General features: G+C 74.0%; 27 protein-coding genes and 1 riboswitch. Of the genes, 10 read left to right on the top strand and 17 right to left on the bottom strand.

Going from position 1 to position 26,169, the window contains the following annotated elements:
- The first annotated feature begins 132 nt into the window (after positions 1-132).
- Both ACFYXU_RS19330 and ACFYXU_RS19325 read left to right on the top strand, forming a co-directional pair.
- A complete protein-coding gene (locus ACFYXU_RS19330; RefSeq protein WP_389405989.1) occupies positions 133-1,437 on the top strand; it encodes a sensor histidine kinase in 1,305 nt (434 codons plus the stop codon).
- Entirely contained in the window at positions 1,434-2,126 is a 693-nt protein-coding gene (locus ACFYXU_RS19325; RefSeq protein ID WP_376512538.1) for a response regulator, read from the top strand. The genes ACFYXU_RS19330 and ACFYXU_RS19325 overlap by 4 nt, the downstream gene beginning before the upstream one ends.
- A gap of 62 nt (positions 2,127-2,188) precedes the next feature.
- On the opposite strand, the gene ACFYXU_RS19320 is transcribed toward ACFYXU_RS19325, so the two are convergent.
- From ACFYXU_RS19320 to ACFYXU_RS19310, 3 genes are all read right to left on the bottom strand, one after another.
- Positions 2,189-3,715 carry an MFS transporter gene (locus tag ACFYXU_RS19320; RefSeq protein WP_384574039.1) on the bottom strand — a complete coding sequence of 509 codons (1,527 nt, stop codon included), beginning with the start codon at positions 3,713-3,715 and terminating at the stop codon, positions 2,189-2,191.
- A 138-nt stretch (positions 3,716-3,853) separates the two neighbouring features.
- The gene (locus tag ACFYXU_RS19315) at positions 3,854-4,735 is read right to left on the bottom strand and encodes a diacylglycerol/lipid kinase family protein (protein ID WP_376512536.1); all 882 of its coding nucleotides are present in this window, start codon (positions 4,733-4,735) and stop codon (positions 3,854-3,856) included.
- A 66-nt stretch (positions 4,736-4,801) separates the two neighbouring features.
- Positions 4,802-6,397 carry an FAD-binding oxidoreductase gene (locus tag ACFYXU_RS19310; protein WP_389458789.1) on the bottom strand — a complete coding sequence of 532 codons (1,596 nt, stop codon included), beginning with the start codon at positions 6,395-6,397 and terminating at the stop codon, positions 4,802-4,804.
- A 74-nt stretch (positions 6,398-6,471) separates the two neighbouring features.
- On the opposite strand from ACFYXU_RS19310, the gene ACFYXU_RS19305 reads away from it, so the two are divergent.
- The 4 genes from ACFYXU_RS19305 (at position 6,472) to ACFYXU_RS19290 (ending at position 9,610) form a co-directional block, all read left to right on the top strand.
- Complete coding sequence (locus tag ACFYXU_RS19305) at positions 6,472-7,071, top strand: TetR/AcrR family transcriptional regulator (protein ID WP_329852510.1); 600 nt, start codon at positions 6,472-6,474, stop codon at positions 7,069-7,071.
- Positions 7,068-8,639 (top strand): glycerol-3-phosphate dehydrogenase/oxidase, encoded by a 1,572-nt coding sequence (locus ACFYXU_RS19300; RefSeq protein WP_389458787.1) that lies wholly within the window; start codon positions 7,068-7,070, stop codon positions 8,637-8,639. Before ACFYXU_RS19305 ends, ACFYXU_RS19300 begins: the two co-directional genes overlap by 4 nt.
- A 159-nt stretch (positions 8,640-8,798) precedes the next feature.
- Complete coding sequence (locus tag ACFYXU_RS19295) at positions 8,799-9,242, top strand: DUF6325 family protein (RefSeq protein WP_361391338.1); 444 nt, start codon at positions 8,799-8,801, stop codon at positions 9,240-9,242.
- Between the two features lie 80 nt (positions 9,243-9,322).
- The gene (locus ACFYXU_RS19290) at positions 9,323-9,610 is read left to right on the top strand and encodes an SHOCT domain-containing protein (protein WP_376512530.1); all 288 of its coding nucleotides are present in this window, start codon (positions 9,323-9,325) and stop codon (positions 9,608-9,610) included.
- Between the two features lie 67 nt (positions 9,611-9,677).
- Here ACFYXU_RS19290 and ACFYXU_RS19285 read toward each other — a convergent pair whose 3' ends face one another.
- Positions 9,678-9,863 (bottom strand): CsbD family protein, encoded by a 186-nt coding sequence (locus tag ACFYXU_RS19285; RefSeq protein ID WP_376512528.1) that lies wholly within the window; start codon positions 9,861-9,863, stop codon positions 9,678-9,680.
- A gap of 233 nt (positions 9,864-10,096) precedes the next feature.
- Between ACFYXU_RS19285 and ACFYXU_RS19280 the strand changes: the two genes are divergently transcribed.
- The 4 genes from ACFYXU_RS19280 (at position 10,097) to ACFYXU_RS19265 (ending at position 14,267) form a co-directional block, all read left to right on the top strand.
- Positions 10,097-10,717: an HdeD family acid-resistance protein gene (locus tag ACFYXU_RS19280; protein ID WP_389458785.1), complete on the top strand. Its 621-nt coding sequence runs from the start codon at positions 10,097-10,099 to the stop codon at positions 10,715-10,717.
- A 126-nt stretch (positions 10,718-10,843) separates the two neighbouring features.
- Positions 10,844-11,070: riboswitch (cobalamin riboswitch) on the top strand.
- A 163-nt stretch (positions 11,071-11,233) separates the two neighbouring features.
- Complete coding sequence (gene metE / locus ACFYXU_RS19275) at positions 11,234-13,567, top strand: 5-methyltetrahydropteroyltriglutamate--homocysteine S-methyltransferase (RefSeq protein WP_389458783.1); 2,334 nt, start codon at positions 11,234-11,236, stop codon at positions 13,565-13,567.
- 228 nt (positions 13,568-13,795) lie between these two features.
- Complete coding sequence (locus tag ACFYXU_RS19270; protein ID WP_389458781.1) at positions 13,796-14,053, top strand: DUF6400 family protein; 258 nt, start codon at positions 13,796-13,798, stop codon at positions 14,051-14,053.
- Positions 14,037-14,267, top strand: a complete 231-nt coding sequence (locus tag ACFYXU_RS19265) for a hypothetical protein (RefSeq protein WP_361391320.1) — start codon at positions 14,037-14,039, stop codon at positions 14,265-14,267. The genes ACFYXU_RS19270 and ACFYXU_RS19265 overlap by 17 nt, the downstream gene beginning before the upstream one ends.
- A gap of 2 nt (positions 14,268-14,269) precedes the next feature.
- On the opposite strand, the gene hypE is transcribed toward ACFYXU_RS19265, so the two are convergent.
- The 13 genes from hypE to ACFYXU_RS19200 form a co-directional block, all read right to left on the bottom strand.
- Positions 14,270-15,310 (bottom strand): hydrogenase expression/formation protein HypE, encoded by a 1,041-nt coding sequence (gene hypE / locus ACFYXU_RS19260; RefSeq protein ID WP_361392498.1) that lies wholly within the window; start codon positions 15,308-15,310, stop codon positions 14,270-14,272.
- A 43-nt stretch (positions 15,311-15,353) separates the two neighbouring features.
- Positions 15,354-16,538, bottom strand: coding sequence for a hydrogenase formation protein HypD (gene hypD / locus ACFYXU_RS19255; RefSeq protein ID WP_389458779.1), 1,185 nt, complete (start codon positions 16,536-16,538; stop codon positions 15,354-15,356).
- On the bottom strand, positions 16,535-16,852 hold the full coding sequence (locus tag ACFYXU_RS19250) for a HypC/HybG/HupF family hydrogenase formation chaperone (RefSeq protein ID WP_361391314.1): 318 nt from the start codon (positions 16,850-16,852) through the stop codon (positions 16,535-16,537). Before ACFYXU_RS19250 ends, hypD begins: the two co-directional genes overlap by 4 nt.
- 10 nt (positions 16,853-16,862) lie before the next feature.
- On the bottom strand, positions 16,863-19,286 hold the full coding sequence (hypF, locus tag ACFYXU_RS19245) for a carbamoyltransferase HypF (protein WP_389458777.1): 2,424 nt from the start codon (positions 19,284-19,286) through the stop codon (positions 16,863-16,865).
- The gene (gene hypB / locus ACFYXU_RS19240) at positions 19,283-19,978 is read right to left on the bottom strand and encodes a hydrogenase nickel incorporation protein HypB (protein ID WP_389405997.1); all 696 of its coding nucleotides are present in this window, start codon (positions 19,976-19,978) and stop codon (positions 19,283-19,285) included. The genes hypF and hypB overlap by 4 nt, the downstream gene beginning before the upstream one ends.
- 2 nt (positions 19,979-19,980) lie before the next feature.
- Positions 19,981-20,376, bottom strand: coding sequence for a hydrogenase maturation nickel metallochaperone HypA (locus ACFYXU_RS19235; protein ID WP_376512513.1), 396 nt, complete (start codon positions 20,374-20,376; stop codon positions 19,981-19,983).
- Positions 20,377-20,507: 131 nt separating this feature from the next.
- On the bottom strand, positions 20,508-20,648 hold the full coding sequence (locus ACFYXU_RS19230) for a DUF6893 family small protein (RefSeq protein ID WP_376512511.1): 141 nt from the start codon (positions 20,646-20,648) through the stop codon (positions 20,508-20,510).
- Positions 20,645-21,169 (bottom strand): hydrogenase maturation protease, encoded by a 525-nt coding sequence (locus ACFYXU_RS19225; RefSeq protein ID WP_376512509.1) that lies wholly within the window; start codon positions 21,167-21,169, stop codon positions 20,645-20,647. The genes ACFYXU_RS19230 and ACFYXU_RS19225 overlap by 4 nt, the downstream gene beginning before the upstream one ends.
- Positions 21,166-22,563, bottom strand: coding sequence for a hypothetical protein (locus ACFYXU_RS19220; RefSeq protein WP_389458775.1), 1,398 nt, complete (start codon positions 22,561-22,563; stop codon positions 21,166-21,168). The genes ACFYXU_RS19225 and ACFYXU_RS19220 overlap by 4 nt, the downstream gene beginning before the upstream one ends.
- Complete coding sequence (locus tag ACFYXU_RS19215; protein WP_376512506.1) at positions 22,560-23,198, bottom strand: DUF6084 family protein; 639 nt, start codon at positions 23,196-23,198, stop codon at positions 22,560-22,562. The genes ACFYXU_RS19220 and ACFYXU_RS19215 overlap by 4 nt, the downstream gene beginning before the upstream one ends.
- Positions 23,195-23,854 carry a DUF5947 family protein gene (locus ACFYXU_RS19210; RefSeq protein ID WP_376512504.1) on the bottom strand — a complete coding sequence of 220 codons (660 nt, stop codon included), beginning with the start codon at positions 23,852-23,854 and terminating at the stop codon, positions 23,195-23,197. The genes ACFYXU_RS19215 and ACFYXU_RS19210 overlap by 4 nt, the downstream gene beginning before the upstream one ends.
- Positions 23,851-24,381 (bottom strand): hypothetical protein, encoded by a 531-nt coding sequence (locus tag ACFYXU_RS19205; protein ID WP_384567908.1) that lies wholly within the window; start codon positions 24,379-24,381, stop codon positions 23,851-23,853. Before ACFYXU_RS19205 ends, ACFYXU_RS19210 begins: the two co-directional genes overlap by 4 nt.
- A complete protein-coding gene (locus ACFYXU_RS19200; protein ID WP_376512500.1) occupies positions 24,378-26,162 on the bottom strand; it encodes a nickel-dependent hydrogenase large subunit in 1,785 nt (594 codons plus the stop codon). The genes ACFYXU_RS19205 and ACFYXU_RS19200 overlap by 4 nt, the downstream gene beginning before the upstream one ends.
- Positions 26,163-26,169: the final 7 nt, after the last annotated feature.

The following is a 26,169-nucleotide window of genomic DNA, read 5'->3' as shown; positions in this document are numbered from 1 at the left end:
GGCCCGACGCCCGGACGGAGGAACCCCGTGCCTAGGCTGGGGCGACAGAACGATCTTCGACCGGCGAGCCGGTGGCAGGACGCCGGTCCGCACCACCACCACGACGACCGGACACACGCCAGGGGGAGCACGGTGAGGGAAGCCACTCGGGGGGAGGCCGCGCTGCGCGCGGTGCCCGGCATCCTGCGGGCGGAGCTGTGGACCGGGCGACGCGACCCGCTGCCGCGCAACCGCTGGCTGAACTGGCTGCCTCACGCGCATCTCGCGCTCCTCACCGTGGTGTTGGGCGTCTGGAACCTGAACCTGTACGCGCGGTTCATGCAGCCGATGCCCGGCGGCGTCACCGCGCTCGTCGTCGCCCAGGGTGCCGCCCCCGTCCTGGCGCTCACCCGGCCGGCGCCCGCCTGGTGGCTGTCCACGGCCTCGCTCATGGCGTCGGTGACCGTCACGGCGTACGTCCCCTGGACCGAATGGCCGTGGAGCGCCGGCGTGATCGCCCTGCACACCCTGGTGCTGCTGCTGCTCTCCCTCCGCGTCCGGCCGGTCGCCTCGGCGGCCGCCCTGGGCATCACGCTGTTCACCGGGATCGGGGCGCTCGGCCGCGGGGACCTACCGCACGCGCCCACGCTCTGGGCGGGCGCCACCGCCTTCGCCACCGCCACCGTCGTCGGGGCCTCCCTCCGGGCCAGCCGCGTGTCGCGCACCCGGCTCGTCGAGCAGGAGGAGCTGACCGCGGAGGAGCGTGCCCGCCGCGCGCTGCTGGAGGAGCGCGGCCGGATCGCGCGGGAGCTGCACGACGTCGTCGCCCACCACATGTCCGTCATCTCCATCCAGGCCCAGGTCGCCCCCCACCTGGTCGAGAACCCCTCCCCGGAGCTCCGCGAGAACCTGGCCGGCATCCGGCAGAACGCCGTCGACGCCCTCACCGAACTGCGCCGCGTCCTCGGCGTCCTGCGCGGGGACGGGGCGGCGGGCGACGCGGCGGCCGGCGTACGGCACGCCCCGCAGCCCACCCTCGACCGGCTCGGCGACCTCCTCGCCAACGTCCGGGCGACCGGCCTCGACGTCACCTCCGAGACCGTCGGCGCGCCCCGGCCCCTCTCCCCGGGCACCGAACTGTCCGCGTACCGCATCGTCCAGGAGGCGCTGAGCAACGCCATGCGCCACGCGCCCGGCGGCCGGGCCGCCGTGGCGACGCACTACCATGCCGACGGGCTGACGGTACGGATCACCAACACCGCCGCGACCCGGCCGGTCGGGTCCGTCGGGCCCGACGGGCGCCGGGAGCCCGGCCACGGGCTGCTCGGGATGCGCGAGCGGACCGCGATGCTGGGCGGCGAACTCGCGGCCGGGCCCACCCCCGACGGCGGCTGGGACGTGACCGCGGTCCTGCCCGCACCGCTCCACGACCCCGCGCACACGAAGGACGGTTCATGACCGACGGAAGCGGCTCCGGCCCGGACATCCGGGTGCTCATCGCCGACGACCAGGTGATGGTCAGACAGGGCTTCACCGTGCTCCTCGACGCCGAGCCGGGCATCCGGGTGGTCGGCCAGGCCGTCGACGGCGCCGACGCGGTCGCCCGGACCGCCGAACTCGCCCCCGACGTCGTCCTGATGGACATCCGGATGCCCGGCACCGGTGGTCTCGAAGCCACCCGCGTCCTCACCTCGGTCCCCGGCGCCACCGTGAAGGTCCTCGTCCTCACCACGTTCGACCTGGACGAGTACGTGTACGAGGCGCTGCGCGCCGGCGCGTCCGGCTTCCTCCTGAAGGACGCCTCCGCCGAGGAACTCGCCCAGGCGGTACGGGTCGTGGCCCGCGGCGACGCGCTGCTCGCCCCCCACGTGACCAAGCGGCTCATCGCCGAGTTCTCCCGGCTGAGCCCCACGCCCCGGTCGCCGGTCAGGGGGCGGGCGGGCTCCCTGACCGAGCGCGAGACCGAGGTGCTGACCCTCATCGCGCAGGGCCTGTCCAACGCGGAGATCGCCGGCCGGCTGGTGGTCGCCGAGCAGACCGTGAAGACGTACGTGGGCCGGATCCTCAGCAAGCTCTCGCTGCGCGACCGCACCCAGGCCGCCGTCCACGCGTACGAGACGGGCCTCGTCCGGCCCGGCGGGGCCTGACGGAGGGGCGGCGGTCCCTTAAGGGACGGACCGTACGGGACGACTCGACTCCCCCGGGCCGTTCACTCCGACGGCGTCGGGGCGTCCTGGTCCTTCGGGACGGCGCGGTCGCCCGGGTGGCGGACGGCGCACAGGAACCCGAGGCCGAGGGCGATGGCCATGCCGTAGAAGACCCACTGGTTGGCCTGGGCGAAGTCCACCTGGATCGCCGACATGGCGTCGCGGGTCGCCTGGGCGACCTGGCCGGTGCCGGTCGGCGGGGTGGCGTCGCCGTGGCCGGAGACGGAGTTGGTGATGCCTCGGGCGACCTGTTCCGCGGTGGCCGGGGCGACGCCCTTCGCGCGGAGCGTGTCCGTCACGTTCTCGGTCATGGCCCGGGACAGCAGGGTGCCGAACACCGCGAGTCCGATGCTCGCGGCGTAGTTGCGGACGGTCTGGGTGATGCCGGTGACCTCGCCGTAGGAGGCGCCGATGGCCCGGTTGACGGCGTCCGTCGACGCCGGGGCGAGGATGAAGCCGATGCCCGCGCCGGCGAGGGCCGCGTACGGCCACTGGTCGTGCATGGACAGGTCCGTCAGTTTGTTGGCCCACAGGGCGAATCCGACCGCGCCGACGATCGTCCCGGCCTTCAGCGCCGGGCGCGCGCCGCGCTTGTCGAGGATCCGGCCGCCCCACTGGGAGGCGAGCGCGAAGCCGACGAAGAAGTACAGGAGGAAGAGCGCCGCCTGGTTCGGGGAGGCGCTCAGGGACACCTGGGCGTAGACGGAGGAGAAGAAGAACACCGGCACGAACGCGAGCATCGCGAAGAACAGCACGGCCGTGTCCACCCGGAACGCCTTGTCCCGGAAGACCCGCAGGTCGATCAGCGGGTGGCGGACGCCGCGCTCGTACCGTACGAACACGTACAGGATCGCGAGGCCGCCGACGACGCACAGCCAGGTGGCCCAGCTGCTCCATCCCCAGGACCACGCCTGCTGGAAGCCGAGGACGCTCAGGCCCATGCCGACGGCGACGAGCGCCGCGCCGGGCACGTCGAGGGTGCCGGGACGCCGGCGGTCCGCGATGTGCGCCATGGCGGTCAGGATCAGGGCGATGATCGCGACCGGGACGTTCACCCAGAAGACGGCGCGCCAGGTCCAGGAGGCGGTGAGCCAGCCGCCGAGCAGCGGGCCGACGGCGGTCAGCGCTCCGGAGATCCCGAAGAACAGGGCGAGGGCCCTGCCCCGTCGTTCGACGGGGAACACCGCCACGACGACGGCCAGCGCCGCGGGGAAGAGCAGCGCCGCGCCGAGCCCCTGCACCGCCCGGAAGGTGATGAGCCAGGGCTGGGCGTAGTCCCCGGAGGGCACGCAGCCGCAGAGGACCGACGCGATGACGAAGACGAGGGTGCCCACGACGACGACGCGCCGTGGCCCGTAGAGGTCGGCCAGCCGGCCGCCGAGGGCGAAGAACGCGGCGAGCGCGAGGAGGTAGGCGTTGATCACCCATTGCATGCCCGAGCTGGAGAGTCCCAGTTCGCGCACGATGTCGGGGGCGGCGATGGACACGATGGTCTGGTCGATGAAGGTCATCGCCACCGCGAACATCATCGCCGCGAGTGCCACGGTCTGGTTCGGCGGCCGCCCGCCCTTCGGCTGGGCGGGGCCCGGCTGCGATCCCTGTTCCGTCCGGTTGCTCACTCTGTCCAGTCTGATCCCGTCCGCGGCGTCGCGCACGCCGCGCGGGGGTCAGGCCAGGACGCGGAGCGCCGCGGGCATCGCCCTGAGGGTCACCGGGAGGGTGGCGTCGACCTCGCCGTCCGCGCCGTACGGCAGGGGCCGGTCGGCCTCGATCCGGACCTCCTCGCCCCGCAGGATCTCGATCTGAGGACGGCTCACGTGGGCGCCCGTCTTCAGTTCGTTCATCATGGCGAAGAAGAGCCGTTTGGGGGCCTCCTTGATGACGACGACGTCGAGGAGGCCGTCGTCGACGCGTGCGCCCGGCGCGATGTTCCTCCCGAACCCGTAGAAGCCCGAATTGGCCGCGACGACGGTGTAGCCGGTCCGTTCGTGCCGGATGCCGTCGATCGTGATGCGGTACGAGGCCGGCTTCCAGGCCAGGACCGCCCGCAGGCCGCCCGCGTAGTAGGAGGCGGCGCCGCGCAGCAGACGGGAGGTGTTGGCGTGGCGGTTGGCCACCGCGTCGACACCCGCGTACACGCTGCCGAGGACGCGGGTCCCCCGGTGCGCGGCGGACTCCACCTCGATGGTGTCCACGGCGCGCGGTTCACCGTGGAGCAGCACCTCGGCGAGGCCCGGGGCGTCGGTGGGGAGCCCCAGGGCACGGGCGAAGTCGTTGCCCCGGCCGGCGGGGACCAGGCCGAAGACCGTGTCCGTGCCGCTGAGCGCGCCGCCGACGGTGCCGGCCATCCCGTCGCCGCCGACGGCCAGCACGACGTGCCCCTTCGCTCCGGCCTCCCGGGCGAGGTCCCGCGCGTGGTCCAGGCTGCGGCTGTAGACGGTGTCGAGCTCCGCGCCCGCCTCCCGCAGCAGCCGGGCCAGCGGGAGCAGGCCCGCCGTGCCGCTGGAGCCCCCTGCGGTGGGGTTGACGACGGCGGTGAACTGTCGCATGGATCTGGCCTCCGGCGGCAGAAGGAGAGGTTCGGGAGGAGGGTGGGGGCGTGCGGGTGAGGGTGCTCAGCGGACGGGGATCAGGACCCCGGGGCTCAGCACGCCGGAGGGGTCGACCTCGGCCTTGACGGCCTGCAACACGCGGACGCCGAGGGGGCCGATCTCGTGGGCGTACCAGTCGCGGTGGTCGGTGCCGACGCCGTGGTGGTGGCTGATGGTGCCGCCGGCCGCCAGGATCGCGTCGTTCGCCGCGCGCTTGGCCGGCGCCCAGTGCGCGACGGCGTCCTCGCCCTGCGCGGAGACGACGGTGAAGTACAGCGAGGCGCCGTTCTCGTAGGTGTGCGAGATGTGGCACATGACGAGCGGCGGGGTGCCGGCCTCGGTGAGGGTCCGGGTCAGCGCCTCGCGGACGGCCGCGTAGAGGCCCGGGATCGCGGACCAGAAGGCCGCGGTCTCCAGCGTCTCGGCGAACGCCCCGGCGTCCAGGAGCGCGTCGCGGAGGTAGGGCGCGTTGTAGCGGCCGTGCTCCCACTTGTCGCCGGCTTCCTCGCCGATGAACTCGCCGTCGCAGGCGAGGAGGACCTCGCGGGCGGCGGCGCGGCGGGCGGCCGTGTCGGCCTCGGTGCCCTCGAAGCCGACGATGGCCATGCAGCCGGGGTTCTGCGGGAGTTCGGCGCTGCCGATGGCGTCCGGCTGGGCCAGTCCGATGAAGGTCTCGGACTCGTCCGAGAGGCGCAGGACGGTGGGGCTCGGGCCGTCCTGGGCGAGGCGGCGCAGCGCCGCCGTGCCCGCCTCGAAGGAGGCGAAGCGCCAGCCTTCGTAGATCCGCTTCCGCGGCAGGGGGCGGATGCGCACGGTCACCGAGGTGATCACGCCGAGGGCGCCCTCGGAGCCGAGGACGAGCTGGCGCAGGTCGGGGCCGGCCGCCGAGCGGGGGGCCCGGCCGGTCTCCAGGGTGCCTTCGGGGGTGGCGACCGTCAGGCCGACGACCATCTCGTCGAAGCGGCCGTAGCCGGCGGACGCCTGGCCGCTGGAGCGGGCCGCGGCGAAGCCGCCGACGGTGGCCCATTCGAAGGACTGCGGGAAGTGGCCGAGCGTCCAGCCCCGCTCGTTGAGCAGCTCCTCGCACCGCGGGCCGCGCAGTCCGGGCTGGAGGGTCGCGGTGCGCGAGACCTCGTCGACGGCGAGCAGCCCGTCGAGCCGGCGGAGGTCGAGGGCGACGAACGGCCGCTCGGTGGTGGGCGCGAGGCCGCCGACGACAGAGGTGCCGCCGCCGAAGGGGACGGCGGAGAGGCCGTGCTCCGCGCAGGCCCGCAGGACGGCGAGGACCTCGTCGTGGCCGGCGGGGAGCACGACGACGGCCGGGACGTCCTCGACCTCGCCGGCGCGGATGCGCAGGAGGTCGGGGGTCGACTTGCCCCGGGTGTGCCGGATACGGCTCTCGGCGTCGTCGCGCAGCCCGTCGGGGGCGGCGACGGCGGCGCGCAGGGCGTCTGCCGCCTTGCCGGTCAGGGCCGGGGCGGGCACGTCGATGTCGGCGAGGACGGACGGGCCGCTCTCCCGCGGGGTGACGCCGAGCAGGTCCCGCAGCAGGCCGGTGACCGACTCGGGCAGGGGTGCCGCCTTGGCCGGGTCGCCCCAGCCGCTCCACAACATGTCCACTTCGAGAGGTTCCTCACGGTCTGTTTCACGAACGACGCTGCCACTCGGCCTGCGCTGGCATTACACTGTGACAGATGACGCCCATTCGTCACAACCATGCGGACGCAGATCCCGTGCTCGACGCCGCCCGCGACTGCGTGCTCGCCGTCGGCGTGCGGCGGACCACCCTCACCGACGTCGCCCGGCGGGCCGGTGTGTCCCGGATGACGCTGTACCGGCGGTGGCCCGACGTGCGCACCCTCGTCGGCGACCTGATGACCCGTGAGTGGATCGCCGCGGCCGCCGGCGCCATGCCGTCCTCCGACGACGACCGGCCCGAACGGGAGCGGATCGTCGAGGGTCTCGTGGCGGGAGTCGCCGCCTTCCGGGCCCACCCGCTCTTCCGGAAGATCCTCGACGTCGACCCCGAACTGCTCCTGCCGTACGTGCTCGACCGGCGCGGCGCCAGCCAGGACGCCCTCCTCGGACTGCTCGTCACCGCACTGGAGGAGGGCCACGAGGACGGCTCCGTACGCGTCCTCCCCACCGACCTCCAGGCCCGGTCGCTGCTGCTCGTCGTCCAGTCCTTCACGCTCTCGCTGCGCACCATGGCCGACGAGGCCGATCCCGAACTGAGCGAAGCCGCCTTCCTCGGAGAGCTCCGCACCCTGCTGGAGAGGACCCTCACCCCATGACCCCCACGAGCAGCACCGCCCTGCCCGGATCCTCGCTGCACGCCGAGCGCCGCCGGCGGGAACTGGAACAGCTCGCCGACGGCGGCACCGTCGTCGACGTCCTGGTCGTCGGACTCGGCGTCACCGGCGCCGGAGCCGCCCTGGACGCGGCCACCCGCGGCCTCACCGTCGCCGCGATCGACGCCCACGACCTGGCCTTCGGCACCTCCCGCTGGAGCTCCAAGCTGATCCACGGCGGACTGCGCTACCTCGCGTCCGGGCAGCTCGACGTCGCCCACGAGAGTGCCGTCGAGCGCGGCATCCTCATGGAGCGCACCGCCCCCCACCTGGTGCGCGCCCAGCCCTTCGTCCTGCCGCTCACCCCGCTGGTCGGCCGGGGTCAGGCCGCGCTCGCCCGCGCCGGGTTCCTCGCGGGCGACCTGCTGCGCGTCGGCGCCCGCACCTCGCGCCGCACGCTGCCGCAGCCGCGCACGCTCTCCGCCGTCGAGACCCGCCACCTCGCCCCGGCCCTGCGCCGCGTCGGCCTGCGCGGCGGACTGCTCTCCTGGGACGGCCGGCTCACCGACGACGCCCGCCTGGTCACCGCGATCGCCCGCACCGCCGCCGCCCACGGGGCCCGGATCCTCACCCGTACGCGCGCCCTGCAACTCCACGGCGACGGCGCGCTGGTCCGCGACGAGACCACCGGTCAGGAGCTGCGCGTCCGCGCCCGTACGGTCGTCAACGCGGCCGGGGTCTGGGCGGGCGGCCTCGTCGACGACGTACGCCTCCGGCCGTCCCGGGGCACCCACCTCGTGCTGCGCTCCGAGACCCTCGGTCCCCTCTCGGCCGGTCTGCACATCCCCATCCCCGGCGAGACGAACCGCTTCGTCCTGGTCCTGCCGCAGGGCGACGGCCGGGTGTACGTCGGCCTCACCGACGAGCCCGTCGACGGCGACGTCCCCGACGTGCCCGAGGTCCCCGAGACCGACATCGGCTTCCTCCTCGACGTCCTGGGCTCCGCGCTCGACGTCACCGTCCACCGGTCCGACGTGGTCGGGGCCTTCGCGGGCCTGCGGCCGCTGCTCGACACGCGGGACGCCTCGGGACGCACCGCCGACATCTCGCGCAAGCACGCCGTGCTCACCTCCCCCGACGGCATCGTCACCGTCGTCGGCGGCAAGCTGACCACCTACCGCCGCATGGCCCAGGACGCCGTCGACGCCGCCGTGGCCGCCCGGGGCCTGGACGCGGGCCCCTGCCGCACCACGTCCCTCCCGCTCGTCGGCGCCGCACGACCGCAGACCCTCGCCGGGCTGGACGTGCCGGCCCGTCTCGTCCAGCGGTACGGCTCCGAGGCACCGGCCGTCCGGGCCCTCGGCCTCGCGGATCCCGCGCTCGCCGAGCCCGTCGTCCCGGGCCACACGGTCACCGGCGCCGAACTCGTCTGGGCGGTCCGCCACGAGGGCGCCCTCGACGTCGCCGACCTCCTCGACCGCCGCACCCGCGTCGGCCTGGTCCCGGAGGACCGCGCCCTGGCCGAGGAGGCGGCGCGGGACGCCCTCGCGAGGACGGCCCCGGTGGGCTGAGACGGGGTGCCGTCCCCGGCCGGACTCCGGGCGGGGACGGCACCCGGGCCGGGGTCGTGACGTGCCCGGTCCTGGCCGGGGCGGGCCCGTACCGGATGCACCGCGCGACGTCCGGTGTTGGAATGGCGACCGGGGGCGTCCACGATCCGAGGTGACGTTGTGAGCGAGCAATTCGACGAGATCGGGCCCATCGACTACGTGGTGGTCGAATTTCCCGGCAACCGCATGACGGGCGAGGGCTTCCCGCTCCTGGTCGATCTGGTGGACCGCGGCATCATCCGGATCCTCGACCTGATGTTCATCAGGAAGGACGAGGACGGTTCGGTGACCGCGCTGGAGATCGCGGACTTCGACGGGGACGGCAATCTCGACCTCTCCGTCTTCGAGGGCGTCCAGTCGGGGCTGCTCGGGCAGGACGACCTGGACGAGGCCGCCGAGGCCGTGGAGCCCGGCAACTCCGCCGGACTGCTGATCTACGAGAACGTGTGGGCCGCGCCGTTCGCCACCGCCCTGCGGCGGAGCGGGGCGCAGTTGGTCGCCTCCGGCCGAGTGCCCGTCCAGGCCCTCCTCGCCTCGCTCGACGCGGCCGAGGAATCGGCCTGACCCCTCGGGCCCCCGGCTTCCGGGCCGGCGGGCCCGGAAGCCGTCCGACGCCGTCGCGTCGGTCACGAGAGGAGAACGCGATGCCCGGTCTGCTTCGCGGAGTGGCCCGTACCGCGGTCGTCGCGGGTACGGCGACCGCCGTGTCCAACCGCGTGTCCCGCCGTCAACAGGGCCGATGGGCCGCCCAGCAGGGATACCAGCAGCAGCCCGCCGAACCCCCGCCCGCCGCCGCGCCCGTGGCCGCGTCGCAACCCGACGAGAGCATGGAGAGCAAGCTCGACCAGCTCAAGCAGCTCGGAGACCTCAAGGAGCAGGGAGTGCTCACCGAGGCCGAGTTCGAGGAGCAGAAGCGCAGGATCCTGGGCTGACCCCTCGGGCGCCGCACGGCCCCCGGACCGTCCGGCAGAGAGATGCCCGACGGTCCGGGGGCCCGCGTCACGAGCGGTCGCGCTTGAGGGAGTCCATGATTCCCTCGGCCCGGTGGCGCACGCTCCTCGCCTTCTGACGGATCGTGGCCTTCGCCCGGTCCGTCCTGCCCTCGGCCTCCAGGCGCTCGTGCCCGGTGACCTTCCCGGCGATCTCCTTGAGCCTGCCCCTGGCCTTGTCCACGGCGTCGTTCATGCCCGCGATCCTCCGTCCGGATCGGTTTCCTCCCTCCACGCTAGGTTCGGAGCGTCCCGGGTGCGCGTCGACGGGCCCGAGGCGCCGCCTCACGACGTCGGGCGGCGCCCCCGCGAAGGGGGCAGACTTGTACGGGAGCCCCGCGCGGGCCGCCGGCCTCGCGGGTCCTCCGTCCCGGCCGCGCCACGCATGGAGTTCCGCGGCGGTCCACCCGGTGAGCGGGAGGCAGACACATGACCACACCACAGGGCTCCGCATCCGGCGCCGGGCCCACCCCTCCCGCGGGCGACCCGGAGGACCAGCTCGCGCGCCTCGGCCGTTCCTGGACCTGGCTCCTCGGCGCGGCGGTGGCGACCCTCGTACCGGGCGTCCTGGTGCTCGTCTGGCCGGACGTGACCCTGCACGTCCTGGCCGTCCTCATCGGGCTCTACCTGCTGGTGATGGGCGGCTTCCGCTTCGTGTCCGTCTTCGGCCGGGACAGCGGCGACCGCGTGCCCGGCCTCATCCTGGCGGTCCTGTGCGTCCTGGGCGGGGTGCTGTGCCTGCGGAACCCGCTCCAGACGATCGCCGCGCTCTCGCTGATCGTCGGCGCCGTCTGGCTGGTGTCCGGCATCGTCACCCTGTACTCCGCCATCGCCACCCGGAACATGCCGCACCGCGGCGTCGTCATGGCCGTCGGGATCCTCGGCATCGTCGCGGGCATCGTGGTCCTGGCGCTGCCCACCGAGTCGGCCCGCGCCCTGACCCGGCTGCTCGGACTCTGGCTCGTCCTCCTGGGCCTCGCGGAGGCGGCGGTCGCCCTGGCGTGGCGGTCGGCCCTGCGCAGGGCGGGCATCCCGCCCGGGGGACGGTGACGGAGACGCCGGGCCCGCCGCGCGCGACGTGGAAAGAGCGCTGCGGCGTGGCCGGTCCACGCAGGCGCACGTCGCTTTCACGTCCGGATGCTGGAAGTCGCTCGCCGCTGGGCGATCACACCCCTTAGGGTGGCTTCCGCAGCTGGTTCGCCCCGTCCGCCAGGCGGGATGCGTCGCAAGAGGGAACCCGGTGGGAATCCGGGACTGCCCCGCAGCGGTGAGCGGGAACGACCGCCGTCATACGCACTGGGACCGACTCGGTCCTGGGAAGCGACGGCCATTAGGTGTCCTCCGGTCCTGTCCGGAGAGCGTGCCCGCGAGTCCGAAGACCTGCCCGCTGCCCGTGCGCGGACGTATTCCGCGTACGGACATCCCGGTGACCTCGTGGGCGGGTCGGCGTACACAGCGAGCGGCACGCACGGAGTTCTCCCGTGACGTGGTCCGTACGTTCTGGCGTTCCTTCGCGTCCATCCCCGTCTCCGGGTGCTCTGGACACGTCTCGCGAAGGAGAGTTCCGTGACAGCGAAGCCCGCGGCCGCACGAGCCACCGTGTACGGCTACCCCCGCCAGGGTCGGAACCGCGAACTGAAGAAGGCCGTCGAGGGCTACTGGAAGGGCCGGGTCACCGCCGAAGCCCTCCGCGCCACCGCCGCCGAACTGCGCCGTGCGAACTGGCGGCAGCTGGCCGACGCCGGCATCCACGAAGTGCCCACCGGCGACTTCTCGTTCTACGACCACGTCCTGGACACCAGCGTCATGGTCGGCGCCGTCCCCGCCCGCCACCGCGCCGCCGTCGACGCGGACGCCCTCGACGGGTACTTCGCGATGGCCCGCGGCACCCAGGACGTGGCGCCGCTGGAGATGACCAAGTGGTTCGACACCAACTACCACTACCTGGTCCCCGAGCTCGGCCCGGACACCGTCTTCAGCACCGACTCCACCCGACAGGTCGCCGAGCTGAAGGAAGCCCTCGCGCTCGGTCTGACCGCCCGCCCGGTCCTCGTCGGCCCCGTCACCTACCTGCTCCTCGCCAAGCCCGCGCCCGGCGTGGCCGCCGACTTCGACCCGATCACCCTCCTCGACCGGCTGCTCCCCGTCTACGCCGAGGTCCTCGCCGACCTGCGCGCGGCGGGAGCCGAGTGGGTCCAGCTGGACGAGCCCGCTCTCGTCCAGGACCGCACTCCGGCCGAGCTGAACGCCGCCGCCCGCGCGTACCGCGACCTCGGCGCGCTCGGGGACCGGCCGAAGCTGCTCGTCGCCTCCTACTTCGACCGCCTCGGCGACGCCCTCCAGGTGCTCGCCGCCGCCCCCGTGGACGGTCTCGCCCTCGACTTCACCGGCCCCGCCGCCGCCAACCTCGACGACCTCGCCGCCGTCGGCGGACTGCCCGGCAAGCGCCTGGTCGCGGGCGTCGTCAACGGCCGCAACATCTGGATCGACGACCACCAGAAGTCCCTGGCCACCCTCGCCACCCTGCTCGGTCTCGCCGACCGGGTCGACGTGGCCGCCTCCTGCTCCCTGCTGCACGTCCCGCTGGACGCGAGCGCCGAGGGCGACATCGACCCCGAGGTCCGGCGCTGGCTCGCCTTCGCCCGCCAGAAGACCACCGAGGTCGCCACCCTCGCCAAGGGCCTCGCCCACGGCACCGACGCGATCAGCGCCGAACTGGCCGCCAACCGGGCCGACCTGGCCTCCCGCGCCGGCTCCGCCCTCACCCGCGACCCCGCCGTCCGCGCCCGCACCGCCGCGATCACCGACGCGGACGTCCGCCGCTCCCAGCCGTACGCCGAGCGGACCGCGGCCCAGCGCGCCCACCTGGGCCTGCCGCTGCTGCCGACCACCACCATCGGCTCCTTCCCGCAGACCGACGAGCTCCGCGTGGCCCGCGCCGACCTGCGCGCCGGCCGCATCGACACGGCCGGATACGAGGAGCGGATCAAGGACGAGATCCGCGAGGTCCTCGCCTTCCAGGAGAAGACGGGCGTCGACGTGCTCGTGCACGGCGAGCCCGAGCGCAACGACATGGTGCAGTACTTCGCCGAGCAGCTGACCGGCTACGTCGCCACCCAGCACGGCTGGGTGCAGTCGTACGGCACCCGCTACGTCCGGCCCCCGGTCCTGGCCGGGGACATCTCGCGCCCCGAACCGATGACGGTGCGCTGGACCGCGTACGCCCAGGCGCAGACCTCGAAGCCGGTCAAGGGCATGCTGACCGGTCCGGTGACCATGCTCGCGTGGTCGTTCGTCCGCGACGACCAGCCGCTGGGCGACACCGCCCGGCAGGTGGCGCTCGCCCTGCGCGACGAGGTGGTCGACCTGGAGGCGGCCGGGACGTCGGTCATCCAGGTCGACGAACCGGCCCTCCGGGAGACCCTGCCGCTGCGCTCCGCCGACCACGCCGCCTACCTCGCCTGGGCGACGGAGTCCTTCCGGCTGACCACCGGCGGGGTGCGGCCGGACACCCAGATCCACACCCACATGTGCTACGCCGAGTTCGGCGACATCGTCCGGGCCATCGACGACCTCGACGCCGACGTCATCAGCCTGGAGGCGGCCCGCTCCCACATGCAGGTCGCCGGTGAACTCGCCGCGCACGGATACCCGCGCGAGGCCGGTCCGGGCGTCTGGGACATCCACTCCCCCCGCGTCCCGAGCACGGAGGAAGCCGCCGCGCTGCTGCGCAAGGGCCTGGAGGCCATCCCGGCCGACCGTCTGTGGGTCAACCCCGACTGCGGCCTGAAGACCCGGGGCTGGCCCGAGACCCGCACCTCCCTGGAGCACCTCGTCGCCGCCGCCCGCGAGGTCAGGACGGAACTGCGGGCCGACCGGGAGCCGCGCACCGACCGGTGACCACGGCCCGACGAGGGGTGACGCCCTGACGCCTTGCCGTCCGGGCCGGACGCGTCGTCGTCCGGCCCGGACGGCCACGGCGAACGGGTCACCGTCCGGCCCGGACGGCCACGGCGGCATGAGGTGTGCCACAGGGGCCGTCGTAGGCGGACCGAACCCTTCCGCGCGCGCTGTCCGCTCTGGTAGACGTGGTGGCGTACGTGTTCGAATCACCCCGAAAGTCCCCCCATGAGCGACGCCCCCGCCCCCCGGTCCGACCTGGTCGACTTCAGCATCGACCTCACCCTCGAGGAGACACGTCGGCGTGCCGAGGTCGTGGCGGCGCTGGGGCCCGACTGGGACCCCGTCGCCGTCCTGCGCGAGGAGCAGGCGGCGCACGCCCTGCTGTACGCGAACCTGGACGAAGAGCAGCTGCGGCTGCACGCCCAGCTGGTCGCGGCCGGTGTCCTGCCCGGGGAGGTGCGGGGCGATGCGTCTTCCGATTGATCCCCACGCCGACCCGGCCCGGCGGGCCTGGGTCGCGTGCCCCGGCTGCGACGACGCCCGGGACTGCGGGCCCTGCCGGGACCGCCGGAACTGCCGGAGCCACTGGCGCTACCTGATCGCGAACAAGGGGCCCCGGGTCCACCTTCAGTGCCCGAACTGCACCCACACGTGGACCCTCGACACCTCCCGCGGGCGGCCCGGCGCGCGCCGCTGAGCTCAGCAGATGCGCGGCAGCTGCTCGCCGAGCGGCAGGTCGACGACGCGGGTGCCGCCGAGTCCGGTGCGCGCCACCACCATGCCCGGGTGGGCCTCGACCGCCTCCCCGATCACCGCCGCTCCGGCGCCCAGGGGGTGCGCGCGCATCGCGGCCAGTACGGCGTCCGCGTGCTCGCGGGGGACGAAGGCCACGAGCTTGCCCTCGTTCGCCACGTACATCGGGTCGAGTCCGAGCACCGCGCAGGCGTTGCCGACCGCCTCGGGGACGGGGACGGCGCGTTCCTGGAGGACGACGCCCGTGCCCGACGCCGCCGCGATCTCGTTCAGTGCGGCGGCCAGGCCCCCGCGCGTGGGGTCGCGGAGCACGTGCAGGTCCCGGGTGACGGCGAGCATCGCGTCGACGAGGCCGCCGAGCGGTGCGCAGTCGCTGGTGATCTCCACACCGAACTCGAGGCCCTCCCGCACGCTCATGATCGCCACGCCGTGCAGACCGATGGGTCCGCTCACGATGACCACGTCGCCGGGCACGACCCGCTGCGGGCGCAGGTCGACTCCGTCGGGGATCAGCCCGACGCCCGAGGTGTTGATGTAGACGCCGTCGCCGTGACCGGCCTCCACGACCTTGGTGTCCCCGGTGACGACCTGGACGCCGGCCTCGCGCGCGGCCGCGCCGAGGGCCTGGGCGACGCGGGCGACGACGTCGGTCTCGACGCCCTCCTCCAGGATGAAGCCGCAGGAGAGGTGGCTCGCGCGGGCGCCGCTCATGGCGAGGTCGTTCACGGTGCCGTTGACGGCGAGGTCGCCGATGCTCCCGCCGGGGAAGAACAGCGGGCGCACGACGAAGGAGTCCGTCGAGAACGCCAGGCGGGCGCCGCCGATCCGGATCTCGGCCGCGTCGGCGGTGTGCGCGAGGGCCGGTCCGCCGTAGGCGGGGGCGAAGACGTGCTCGATCAGCTCGGCGGAGAGCGCTCCGCCGCCGCCGTGGCCCATGACGATGCGGGGCTGGTCGCGCAGGGGCGCCGGGCAGGTCCAGGCGAGCATGTCGGGCGCCGGGGCGGTGCCGACGGGGGTGTCGGGCACGGTGTCAGGCACGGGGGCTGCCCTCCAGGGAGGCGGTGACCGGGGACGGGGTGCCGGTGGCCGCGCGGGCCGGGGCGGGCTGCGGCCGTCCCGCGGTCCCGGCGTCGAGCCGGCGGTAGAGGTAGTAGGCGGCGCACGCGCCCTCGCTGGACACCATGGTGGCGCCGAGCGGGGTGCGGGGCGTGCAGGTGGTGCCGAAGGCCTCGCACTCGTTGGGCTTCAGCAGGCCCTGGAGGACCTCGCCGCTGCGGCACTCGGCGGGCTCGCGGGTGTCGATCCCGGCGACGGAGAAGCGGTGCTCGGCGTCGTGGTCCCGGTAGCGTGCGGACAGGCGCCAGCCGCTGTCCGGGATGACGCCGATGCCGCGCCAGGCGCGGTCGGTGATCTCGAAGACGTCGGCGAGCATCGCCTGTGCCGCCGGATTGCCCTCGGCGGTCACGGCGCGCTGGTAGGCGTTCTCGACGGTGTGCTCGCCACGCTCCAGCTGGAGCACGGTCCTGCGGACGCCCTCCAGGATGTCCAGGGGCTCGAAACCGGTGACCACGATCGGCACCCGGTGGCGCCGCGCGAGCTCCGGGTACTCGGCCGTGCCCATCACGCTGCAGACGTGTCCGGCGGCGAGGAAGCCCTGGACGCGGCAGTCGGGGGACTTCATGATCGCGTCGATCGCCGGGGGGACGCGCACGTGGGAGACGAGCAGGCTGAAGTTGCGGATGTCCCGCTTGCGCGCCTGGTGGACCGTCATGGCGTTGGGCGGCGCCGTGGTCTCGAATCCGATGCCGAAGAAGACCACTTCCCGGTCCGGGTTCTGCTCGGCGATGCGCAGCGCGTCGAGCGGCGAGTAGACGACCCGGACGTCGCCGCCCTGCCCGCGGACCTGGAACAGGTCGCGGCCGGTGCCGGGGACGCGGAGCATGTCGCCGAAGGAGCAGAAGATCACGCCCGGCCGGGAGGCGATCTCCAGGGCCTTGTCGATCATCTCCAGGGGGGTGACGCAGACCGGGCAGCCCGGGCCGTGGATCAGCTCGATCTCGGGGGGCAGGAGCTGGTCGATGCCGTGCCGGATGATGCTGTGGGTCTGGCCGCCGCAGACCTCCATGAGGGCCCAGGGCCGGGTCACCGTCGAGCGGATCTCGTCGAGCAGCCGGGCCGCCAGGTCCGGGTTCTGGAACTCGTCGATGTACTTCACGGCCGCGCCTCTCCGAGCTCGTCGTCCTGCGTCTTCCACTCGATCGCGGCGGCCTCGGCGGCCTCCCAGGGGTCCGCGAACTCCTCCTGGAGCAGGCCGAGGGTCTCGAAGAGCTCCAGCGTCCGCCGCGCCGACTCCTCGTCGAGCCGCTGGAGGGCGAAGCCCACGTGCACGATGGCGTACTCACCGGGCTTCAGGTCCGGCAGGTACTCCAGGCACACCTCCTTGACCACGCCTCCGAAGTCGACCGTGGCCATCCGGGTGCCGTCCCGGTCCTCGACGTCCAGCACTTTTCCGGGTACCGCCAGGCACATGCGTGTCTCCTCACTGTCGCTCTCGTCGCGGCGTGCCGGGGGCCGCCCCGTCGGTGGTCCGGGCGGCGACGACGAGCTGGCCGAGGGCCAGGCCGCCGTCGTTCGGCGGGACGAGACGGTGGCGCAGCACGGTGAAACCGTCCTCGCGCAGGCCGGCGGCGCAGGCCGAGGAGAGCACCGTGTTGGCGAACACTCCTCCGGTAAGAGCGACGGTCTCCAGGCCGCTCGCGCCGCGGGCGGCGGCGCAGACCGTGCGCACCAGCCGGGCCACGGCGTGGTGGAACCGGGCCGCGACGACGGCCGCGGGCGTGCCGTCCAGGACGTCGGCGACCACCGCCGCCAGCAGGGGCGCGGGGTCCGCGCCGAGCGGTGCGCCACCGGTCGGCGCGTCGAGGCGGAAGGCGTACCGCCCGTCCTCGGGCGTCCCGGGCGCGCGCAGCGCCGCGGCCTCCAGTTCGATCGCGGCCTGCGCCTCGTAGCCCGCGTGGTGGCGGATGCCGGCGAGGGAGGAGACGGCGTCGAAGAGGCGCCCCATGCTGGACGTGGGCACGCAGTTCAGTTCGCGCTCCAACTGTCGCTGCAAAAGGGTGAGTTCATCGGACGGGCAGGCGCGTGTGCAGGGCAGGGCGGGATCGGCGGCGAGTCCCGCGGCCCGCAGATGGGCCAGGGCCATGCGGTAGGGCCGTCGTACGGCGGCGTCGCCGCCCGGCAGGGGTACGTAGGCCAGGTGCGCGAACCGCGCGAAGCCGGCGTAGTCCGCGAGCAGGAACTCGCCGCCCCACACGGCGCCGTCGAGACCGTGGCCGGTGCCGTCGAAGGCGACGCCGATCACCCGGTCCGTGCCGTCGAGGCCGTTCTCGGCCATCGCCGCCGCGACGTGCGCGTGGTGGTGCTGCACGGGGACGACGGGCCGGCCCGCCGCGTGGTCGCGGGCCCAGCGGGTGGACCGGTAGCCGGGGTGGCGGTCGGCGGCGAGGAGTCCGGGCCGGACGCCCGTGACGGCTTCCAGCTGTCGCTCGGCGGCGGTGAGGGCGAGCTGGGTGGCGAGGTCGTCCATGTCGCCGATGTGGGCGGAGAGCCAGGCCTGCCGTCCCTCGCCGAGGCAGAAGGTGTTCTTGAGGTCTCCCCCGACGGCGAGGGCCGGGGCCACCTCGACGGGCAGGGTGACGGGGAGCGGCGCCCAGCCCCGGGACCGGCGCAGGGTCAGCTGGTCGCCGTCGCAGACGCGGACGACGGAGTCGTCGCAGGGCACGTGGATGGGCCGGTCGTGCAGCAGCCAGGCGTCCGCCAGGGGGGCGAGGCGGGTCAGTGCCTCCTCGTCGTCGGTGACGATGGGCTCGCCCGAGAGGTTGCCGCTGGTCATCACCAGGAGCCGGGGCCCGTCCCGGTCCTCGGCGCCGAGGCCGAGGAGGAGGTGGTGCACGGGGGTGTACGGGAGCATGAATCCGAGGTCGGGGCTGCCGGGTGCCACCTGCGGCGCCGGGGCCGCCCCGGGGCGGGGCCGGGCGTCGTCGCGGCGGCGCAGCAGGACGACGGGCCGGACGCCGCCGGTGAGGAGCTCGCGTTCGAGCGGACCGAGGTGCGCGAGCGGCTCGATGTCGGCGGGGTCGGCGGCCATCATCGCGAACGGTTTGTCACCGCGCGCCTTGCGGCGGCGCAGTTCCGTCACGGCACCGGGGTTCGTGGCGTCGCAGGCCAGGTGGTAGCCGCCGAGGCCCTTGACGGCGAGGATCGCGCCGGAGGCGAGGGTCCGGCGGGCGGCTGCGATCGGGTCCGCGCCGGGACCGGAGTCGGGCGTCCGGACGTCGCCCGGGGCCTCGGGGGCCGTGACCAGGCGCAGTCGGGGGCCGCAGGCGGGGCAGGCGACGGGCTGCGCGTGGAAGCGCCGGTCGGTGGGGTCCGCGTACTCCCGGGCGCAGTCCGGGCACATCGGGAAGCCGGCCATGGTGGTGTGGACCCGGTCGTACGGCAGGCCCGTGACGATCGTGAACCGGGGGCCGCAGTGGGTGCAGGTGAGGAACGGGTGCAGATACCGCCGGTCGGCCGGGTCCGCGAGCTCCGCGAGGCAGGCGTCGCAGGTGGCGGTGTCGGGCGGGACGAGGGTGCGGACGGCGCCGCCGGGGCGGGACGGGACGATCGTGAATCCGCAGCCGCCGCTCGCGGGGACTTCGGCCGTCTCGACCGACTCGACCCGGGCCAGGGGCGGGGCGTCGGGGGTGAGGCGGGCGCAGAAGGAGGCGACGTCCTCGGGGTCTCCCTCGACCTCGGCGACGACCCCGTCGGAGGTGTTGGTGACGTGGCCGGACAGCCGGAGCCCGGTGGCGAGGGCGTGGACGAACGGCCGGAAGCCCACGCCCTGCACGACGCCGCGCACGACCACGCGGCTGCGCCGCGGGGCCGTGGCGGGCGCCGGTCGCGGCCGCGCGGTGGTCACGCGCCGGCCCGCGCCATCACCGGGGTGTGGACGCGGTCGCCGTCGGCCGTCGCGAGGGCGCGGTCGAGGAGCGCGCCGGCGCCCCGGTCGTCGCGCACCGAGCTGAGGACGATCTCGACGCCGGGGTTGACCTGCTGGACGTTGGCGCGGAAGGCGGCCTCGTCGAACTCGGCGGCCGCCGCCATGTCGGTCTTGGTGACGACGACCAGCTGGGCGAGGCCGAAGGCGGTGGGGTACTTGAGCGGCTTGTCCTCGCCCTCGGTGACGGAGGCCAGGACGACGCGGAGCGACTCGCCGAGGTCGTAGCCGGCGGGGCAGACGAGGTTGCCGACGTTCTCGACGAAGAGCAGGCGGGTGGACTCGGGCAGCCAGTCGTGGAGGTGCCGGGCGACCATGTCGGCCTCCAGGTGGCACAGGCCGTCGGTGAGCACCTGCTTGACGGGGGCGCCCGAGCGGGCGAGGCGGCGGGCGTCGTTCTCGGTGGCGAGGTCCGCGGTGAGCGCGGCGGCGCTGACGCCCCGTGCGGCGGCGAGCCGCAGTTCACGCTCCAGCAGGGCGGTCTTCCCGCTGCCGGGGCTGGAGAGGAGGTTGACCACCGTGGTGCCGCGGGCGGTCAGTTCGGTGCGCAGGATCTGGGCCGCGGCCTCGTTCTTCGCGAGTACGGCGCGCTGGAGATCGACGGCTCGGCACATGCTCAGCTCTCCTCGGTGATCGGTGTGCGGGGGTCGTGGCGCGGTGTCCCCGGGTCGGTCCAGCGGACCTGCCGGATCTGGAGTTCGCGGCCGGAGACGAGTTCGCCGGCCGCGGCGCCGCAGGCGGGGCAGAGCAGGTTCGGCGGCATGCCGACCGCCCAGACCTCGGCGCACGGTGCGCAGCGCGCGGTGCCCGGGACGGTACGGGTGACCAGCTCGGCGCCCGCGACGAGGGTGCCGGCGCAGGCGAGTTCGAAGCAGAAGGCGAGGGCGTCGGCGACGACGCCGGCCAGTTCGCCCACGTCCAGTTCGACGGTGTCGACGCCGGTGTGCCCGCGCGCCCGTCCGGCGGTCTCGACCTGATCGACGACGGCGACCGCGAGGGACATCTCGTGCATCGGTCTCCGTCCTGGGCGCGGGAGGTCTCGGGCGCCATTAGAGAACGGGGGGTGGCGGGGGCCCGCCCGGCGCGCCGGGACCGGACGGGGGTGTCGTCCGTTCGGTGCAGCCGCCGCCACCGGCCCCCGAGTCACATCCGGCGCATGCGCAGATAGCGCCGGACGTCGGGGAGGACCGCGACGGCGACGGCCAGGGCGGCCAGGGCTGCGGTGGCGGCGAGTGCGGCGCCGAGGACGTTCCTGTGCATGCTGCTCTCCGTTTCGGTGTTCATACGGCGGCTTCCTGGCGGACCAGTTCGGTCACCATGCGCACCGCCTCGGGGACGGCGGCCGCGACCGGCGGGCTGAGCCCGATGCCCTCGTCCAGGCAGGCCGGTTCGCAGCCGACGAGGAGGATCCGCCGGGGCGGGGTGGCTCCGGTCCCGGCGCAGAGGGTGTCGAGCAGGGCGAGGACGGCGTCGGGGGTCATGCGGTGGCCGTCGAGCGGTGCGGGCCCGGTGCCGCGGTCCTCGGCGGCGGAGGCGTCGATCAGATAGAGCGTCCCGGGGTCGCCGCCGCGTGCGGTGACGTCGACGAGGACCAGGGTGTCCCAGCCGTCGAGGAGCTCGTAGGCGAGGTGGACGCCCCGGACCCCGACGTCGGACAGCTCGACGGAGGCGGGGAGCCGCTCGCGGGCGAGGAGCCGCAGGGTCTCGACGCCGAAGCCGTCGTCGCCGAGGAAGACGTTGCCCACCCCGGCCACGAGGGTGCGGGCCGTGCCCGGTGCCGGGGAGTCGGGCGCGGGGGTGTTCACTCGTCCTCCGCGGCTTCGACCTCGTCGGGCTGGAAGTAGAGGAAGCGGCCCTGCTCCCGGCGGATGTCGGCGCCCGGGTCGTCCTCGACCGTCACGGCGATGTGGACGCCGCCGTCGACGTCGTGGAGCACCGCCTCGACCAGCGCGCGGCGCCCGTCGAGGAAGAGGTCCTGGGCGTCCGTGCGGCGCAGCCTCGGGCGCAGGACGACCCTGCTGCCGGCGCGGACGGCGCGTCCGTCGACGAGGACGTGGTCGGTGTCCGGATCGACACCGGTGTCGCCGCCCGGGTCCCACCAGGGGGTCTCGGGTGCGAGGACGTTCCCGGTGGGCTTCGGCGGCCCGGTGACGCTCTGGAGGCTCCGCACGGCTCCGTGCAGGCGTTCGAGGACCTCGGGCGGCATGGTGTCCGCGAGCTCGATCACGGCCGCCGCGCGGGCGTCGGTCCCCCGGGCCTCGCGCTTCTCCTCGTCGGTGAGGGCCGCCGTGCGCAGGGCGAGGATCTCGTCGATCTCGGTCGCGTCGTAGAGGGCGCCGGGGCTCTCGGGCGCGATCGCCGGGTGGTCGTCCAGGATGATCGGCGAGGAGAGCACGAGGTCGCCGCGGCCGGGTTCGCCGGCCAGGACGGGCCAGGTGTGCAGGTTGCGGCAGGCGGCGACCGCGCCCTTCGCCCACTCCGGCGGGTCGGTCATCGACAGGAACGAGCCGCCGTCGAGGCGGAGCAGGGTGTGGGTGGCGACGAGCGAGTGGGGCAGGGCCGCGTGGCGGTCGGTGTCGCCGTCGGCGGTCCAGGTGCTGGTGTTCTCGACGGTGACGGAGAGCCGCTCGACGCGGTAGGGGCCGTCGAGTTCGGCCGCCGAGATCCGCAGGGCCCCGTTGATCTCCTCGCAGCGGCGCACGAGCCGGCCGAGGACGCGTCCGCCGGTGTCGGTGACCTCCTCGGTCTCCTCGGCGGCGGGCCGGGTGAAGGGCAGGACGGTGCCGTCGCCCCGCAGGTCGGCGACGGGCACGGTGAGGGTGACGCGTTCCTCGACGCCCTCGTCCCAGGGCACCAGGACCCGGTCGGGCAGGCGGAGTTCGCCGGCCGGGGCGAAGGTGCCGTCCTCGCGCCGTTCCTCGACGGTGCGCCGCTGGGCGCGCAGGAAGCGGACCTCCACGGCGAGTTCGGCGCCGGTCCTGGGCTCCATCAGGCATTCGGTGAGCTGGAAGTCGTGCTCCTCGGCGGCGGCGCTCCAGGCGGGCGGCACGAGGACCCCGAACTGCCAGCGGAGCCGGTTCTTCGCGGCGGACGCGCGGTACGGGTAGAGCACGTACCCCTCGAAGAGGACGGCGTCGGCGACGTGCCGGGCGACGGCGAACCGCGCCTCGGTGGCGGGGGTGAAGGCGACCGTGGTCATCGTGTCCTCTCCCCCGCCGCTTCGAGCAGGGACTCGACGGTGGCCTCCCACGAGGGGAGGGCCCGGCGGGAGCGGTAGGCGAGCAGGGCGTCCATCGTGTCGCCGGGGAGCCGGATCCATCCGCAGCCGGGGAAGTGCTGGTCGATCATCTCGCGCCAGGTCTTCACGGGCATGCGGTGGGAGACCTCCTTGTCCCAGGGCACCGGCTCGACGTGGAAGCCGCCGGCGCCGGTGAAGGCGGTGCCGGAGAAGAGCAGGAGCAGCGGGACGTCGCCGTCGGAGAGCGCGCGGAGGTAGCGCGACGCGGCGATGTCGGTGTCGTAGGTGCACGGCACGACGAGGTCGGTCTCGATCGCGTCGGTGAAGCCGGGCACCATGACGGAGGCGTGGGCGAACTGGACGGGGTTGAGGGTGCTGCCCCATCGGGAGCGTTCGCCGAAGAGGTCGCCCAGGGCGGCGGCCTCCTGGTCGTCGTAGCCGCGCCGGGCGGGTTCGACGCGGATCTGGCAGCGCAGGGCCATGGCGTGGACCCGGGTGCCGCCGGAGGCGGTGATCCGCAGCCGGAACACGAGGGTGGGGCCCGCGGCGTAGGCGTCGGCGCGGACGCCGGTGCAGCTGAAGGAGAACTCGGTCACGGCCGGCTCCCCCGCGGTGTGCGGGCGAGGCCGCGGACGTGGGCGAAGAGCGCGTCGAGGTCGGCCCGCGCCTCCGCGCCTCCGTCGAAGCCCTGCCAGTGCAGTCGCATGCGGCCCACCAGTTCGTAGCAGAGGTCGACCGGGACGAGGAAGCACTCGGTGCGGCCCTCATGGCGGCGCAGCAGGAGGGCCTCGACGTCGGGTTCGAGGAGGGCGGCGAGCGGGGTGGCGTCGAGGACGGACCGCCAGGCCTCCTCGTCCGGCTCGCTCTCGGTGGCCCCGGCGGGGCTCGGGTAGAGCGCCACCGGCCGGCCGAGGGAGGAGTTCTGGAAGAAGAACGCGACCGAGACGGGGATCCGCAGGGACTCCCAGGTGCGGTCGTCGATCCGGTGTTCCGGGTCGTCCAGGAAGCGGCCGGGGACCGCGCGGAAGCGGCCGGGGGAGGCCGCGGAGCGGTCCATGAGCTGGGCGCACGGGCCGCAGGCGCAGACCAGGGCCCGCCGGTCGGTGTCGACGAGGTGCGGGTGCCGGGCCTCGGCCGCCAGCGGGGCGCCGCACAGTTCGCAGCGCTCCTCGCGGGGCGGGCGGGGGGCGGTGAACCGGCGCAGGCCGCGCGGCCCGGGGGGCCGCACGGCGCTGTTCGGCGGCCCGCTCACCGGGCGGCCGCGGGACGGGTGCCGATCTGGAGGAGTGCCGGTTCGCGCGGGGCGCCGCTCTCCAGTTCCACGGCGGTCACCTCGGGGGCGAAGCAGGCGAGGGCGTCGACCGCCGCCTGCCGGACGGACTCCTGGGTGCCGGAGCAGCCGCAGCCGGACGAGGCGGTCGCGCGCAGCCGCAGCACGCCGGTCGCCGGGTCGAAGCCGGCGTTCTCCAGGGGCTGCGCGAGACCCGACAGGGCGCGTTCGATGCGGGTCGGCGCGTCCTCGGGGTGCAGCCCGTGCAGGTTGAGGAGGCTCGCGACGAGGTCGTCCGCGAGCAGCGGGCCCAGCGGGTCGGCGGGCGGACGGGCGGCGGGACGGCCCAGGAGCTCGACGACGCGGGCGATGCCGCTGCCGTAGAACTCCATGAGGACGCGTACGACCTCCTCTGCGGCCGCGCAGGCCTCGGCGTCGCCCGTCTCGGCCAGCCGGTCCAGGACCTCCTCGACCCGTCGGCCCGCCTGTTCGGCGGTGGTCGTGCTCATCCGGCCAGGCCGCTCAGGCCGGTGGGCACGTGCATCTGCTTCACGGTCCTGCCGCTGCCGGTGTACATGTGGACGCCGCACGGCAGGCAGGGGTCGAAGCTGCGCACGGCGCGCATGATGTCGATGCCCTTGAAGTTCTCGGGCGTGTTCTCCTCGAAGATCGGGGTGTTCTGCACCGCGTCCTCGTAGGGGCCGGGGGTCCCGAACGTGTCGCGCGTGGAGGCGTTCCACGGCGTCGGCGGGTAGGGGTGGTAGTTGGCGATCTTGCCGTCCCTGATGACCATGTGGTGCGACAGGACGCCGCGTACGGCCTCGGTGAAGCCGACGCCGATGGCCTGGTCCGGGACCTCGAACTTCTCCCAGGTCTGGGTGCGTCCGGCGCGGACCTCCTCCAGGCCCTTCTCGGCGCAGTGCAGGGCGACGGCGGCCGCGTACGCCTGGAAGTAGGTGCGCGCGCGGTTGCGCTCCAGGGCGTTGCTCCACTTCGGGATCCGCCACTCGAAGGTGGTCTCGGGCTTGGTCATCGTCCGGGGGAGGTTGATGACGACGCTGTGCCCGGTGGCCTTGATGTAGCCGATGTCGACGAGGCCGGAGAGCGCGGTGGACCACAGGCGCGCGAGGGGGCCGCCGCCGGTGTCCAGGGCGAGGTGGTCCTTGCCGTCGAACCAGCGCGGGGACATGACCCAGCTGTACTTGTCGTCGAAGTTCCGCTTCTGCGGGGCCGGGATGGTGTGCTGGTTCCACGGGTGGCGGGGGTCGACCGGGTTGCCCAGCGGGTCGTGGGTGACGAACTGCTCCTGGCCCTGCCAGTCCTCGTAGTACGAGCTGCCGAGCAGGATGCGCAGGCCGAGGTTGATCTCGGTGAGGTCGTTGGTGACCAGCTTGCCGTCGACGACGACTCCGGGCGTGACGAACATCCGCCGGCCCCAGTCGGTCATGTTCGCGTAGGTGAAGTCGCAGTGCTCGGGGTCGTTGAGGGCGCCCCAGCAGCCGAGGAGCACGCGGCGGCGGCCGACCTCCTCGTAGCCGGGCAGCGCCTCGTAGAAGAAGTCGAAGAGGTCGTCGTGGAGCGGGACGACGCGCTTCATGAACTCCACGTACCGCATCAGGCGGCTCATGTAGTCGGTGAACAGCTGCACGGACGCGACCGTGCCGACGCCGCCGGGGTAGAGCGTGGAGGGGTGGACGTGCCGCCCCTCCATGAGACAGAACATCTCCCGGGTGTAGCGGCTGACCTGGAGCGCCTCGCGGTAGAACTCGCCCTCGAGGGGGTTGAGGGAGCGCATGATGTCCGCGATCGTGCGGTAGCCGTGCTCGCCGGCGTGCGGGGCCTCGGTGCGCTCGGCGAGCTCCAGGACGCCGGGGTTGGTCTCGCGGACCATCTTCTCGCAGTAGTCGACCCCGACCAGGTTCTCCTGGAAGATGTTGTGGTCGAACATGTACTCCGCGGACTCGCCGAGGTTGATGATCCACTCGCCGAGGTGCGGCGGCTTCACGCCGTACGCCATGTTCTGCGCGTACACGGAGCAGGTGGCGTGGTTGTCACCGCAGATGCCGCAGATGCGGCTGGTGATGAAGTGCGCGTCGCGGGGGTCCTTGCCCCGCATGAAGACGCTGTAGCCGCGGAAGACGGAGGACGTGCTGTAGCACTCCGCGACGCGCTTCTGCTTGAAATCGATCTTCGTGTGGATGCCGAGGCTGCCCACGATCCGGGTGATGGGGTCCCACGCCATCTCCACAAGGCCGGAGCCGTCACCCGTCGTCTTCGCCGGAGATGCCATGGTCGCT

The sequence above is a fragment of the Streptomyces sp. NPDC002232 genome (assembly GCF_042890295.1).
In the GTDB taxonomy this organism is placed as follows: domain Bacteria; phylum Actinomycetota; class Actinomycetes; order Streptomycetales; family Streptomycetaceae; genus Streptomyces.
This window is presented reverse-complemented; position numbering and strand designations above follow the sequence as displayed.

What these genes read in the sequence shown, in the direction of transcription:
- ACFYXU_RS19235 (WP_376512513.1), bottom strand. Translation starts at nt 20,376, where the DNA reads ATGCACGAGATGTCCCTCGCGGTCGCCGTCGTCGATCAGGTCGAGACC.
- ACFYXU_RS19325 (WP_376512538.1), top strand. Translation starts at nt 1,434, where the DNA reads ATGACCGACGGAAGCGGCTCCGGCCCGGACATCCGGGTGCTCATCGCC.
- ACFYXU_RS19265 (WP_361391320.1), top strand. Translation starts at nt 14,037, where the DNA reads ATGCGTCTTCCGATTGATCCCCACGCCGACCCGGCCCGGCGGGCCTGG.
- ACFYXU_RS19315 (WP_376512536.1), bottom strand. Translation starts at nt 4,735, where the DNA reads ATGCGACAGTTCACCGCCGTCGTCAACCCCACCGCAGGGGGCTCCAGC.
- ACFYXU_RS19200 (WP_376512500.1), bottom strand. Translation starts at nt 26,162, where the DNA reads ATGGCATCTCCGGCGAAGACGACGGGTGACGGCTCCGGCCTTGTGGAG.
- ACFYXU_RS19305 (WP_329852510.1), top strand. Translation starts at nt 6,472, where the DNA reads ATGACGCCCATTCGTCACAACCATGCGGACGCAGATCCCGTGCTCGAC.
- hypB (WP_389405997.1), bottom strand. Translation starts at nt 19,978, where the DNA reads ATGTGCCGAGCCGTCGATCTCCAGCGCGCCGTACTCGCGAAGAACGAG.
- ACFYXU_RS19290 (WP_376512530.1), top strand. Translation starts at nt 9,323, where the DNA reads ATGCCCGGTCTGCTTCGCGGAGTGGCCCGTACCGCGGTCGTCGCGGGT.
- ACFYXU_RS19285 (WP_376512528.1), bottom strand. Translation starts at nt 9,863, where the DNA reads ATGAACGACGCCGTGGACAAGGCCAGGGGCAGGCTCAAGGAGATCGCC.
- ACFYXU_RS19300 (WP_389458787.1), top strand. Translation starts at nt 7,068, where the DNA reads ATGACCCCCACGAGCAGCACCGCCCTGCCCGGATCCTCGCTGCACGCC.
- ACFYXU_RS19220 (WP_389458775.1), bottom strand. Translation starts at nt 22,563, where the DNA reads ATGACCACGGTCGCCTTCACCCCCGCCACCGAGGCGCGGTTCGCCGTC.
- hypE (WP_361392498.1), bottom strand. Translation starts at nt 15,310, where the DNA reads ATGCTCGCCTGGACCTGCCCGGCGCCCCTGCGCGACCAGCCCCGCATC.
- ACFYXU_RS19320 (WP_384574039.1), bottom strand. Translation starts at nt 3,715, where the DNA reads ATGATGTTCGCGGTGGCGATGACCTTCATCGACCAGACCATCGTGTCC.
- ACFYXU_RS19230 (WP_376512511.1), bottom strand. Translation starts at nt 20,648, where the DNA reads ATGAACACCGAAACGGAGAGCAGCATGCACAGGAACGTCCTCGGCGCC.
- ACFYXU_RS19250 (WP_361391314.1), bottom strand. Translation starts at nt 16,852, where the DNA reads ATGTGCCTGGCGGTACCCGGAAAAGTGCTGGACGTCGAGGACCGGGAC.
- ACFYXU_RS19270 (WP_389458781.1), top strand. Translation starts at nt 13,796, where the DNA reads ATGAGCGACGCCCCCGCCCCCCGGTCCGACCTGGTCGACTTCAGCATC.
- ACFYXU_RS19205 (WP_384567908.1), bottom strand. Translation starts at nt 24,381, where the DNA reads ATGAGCACGACCACCGCCGAACAGGCGGGCCGACGGGTCGAGGAGGTC.
- ACFYXU_RS19280 (WP_389458785.1), top strand. Translation starts at nt 10,097, where the DNA reads ATGACCACACCACAGGGCTCCGCATCCGGCGCCGGGCCCACCCCTCCC.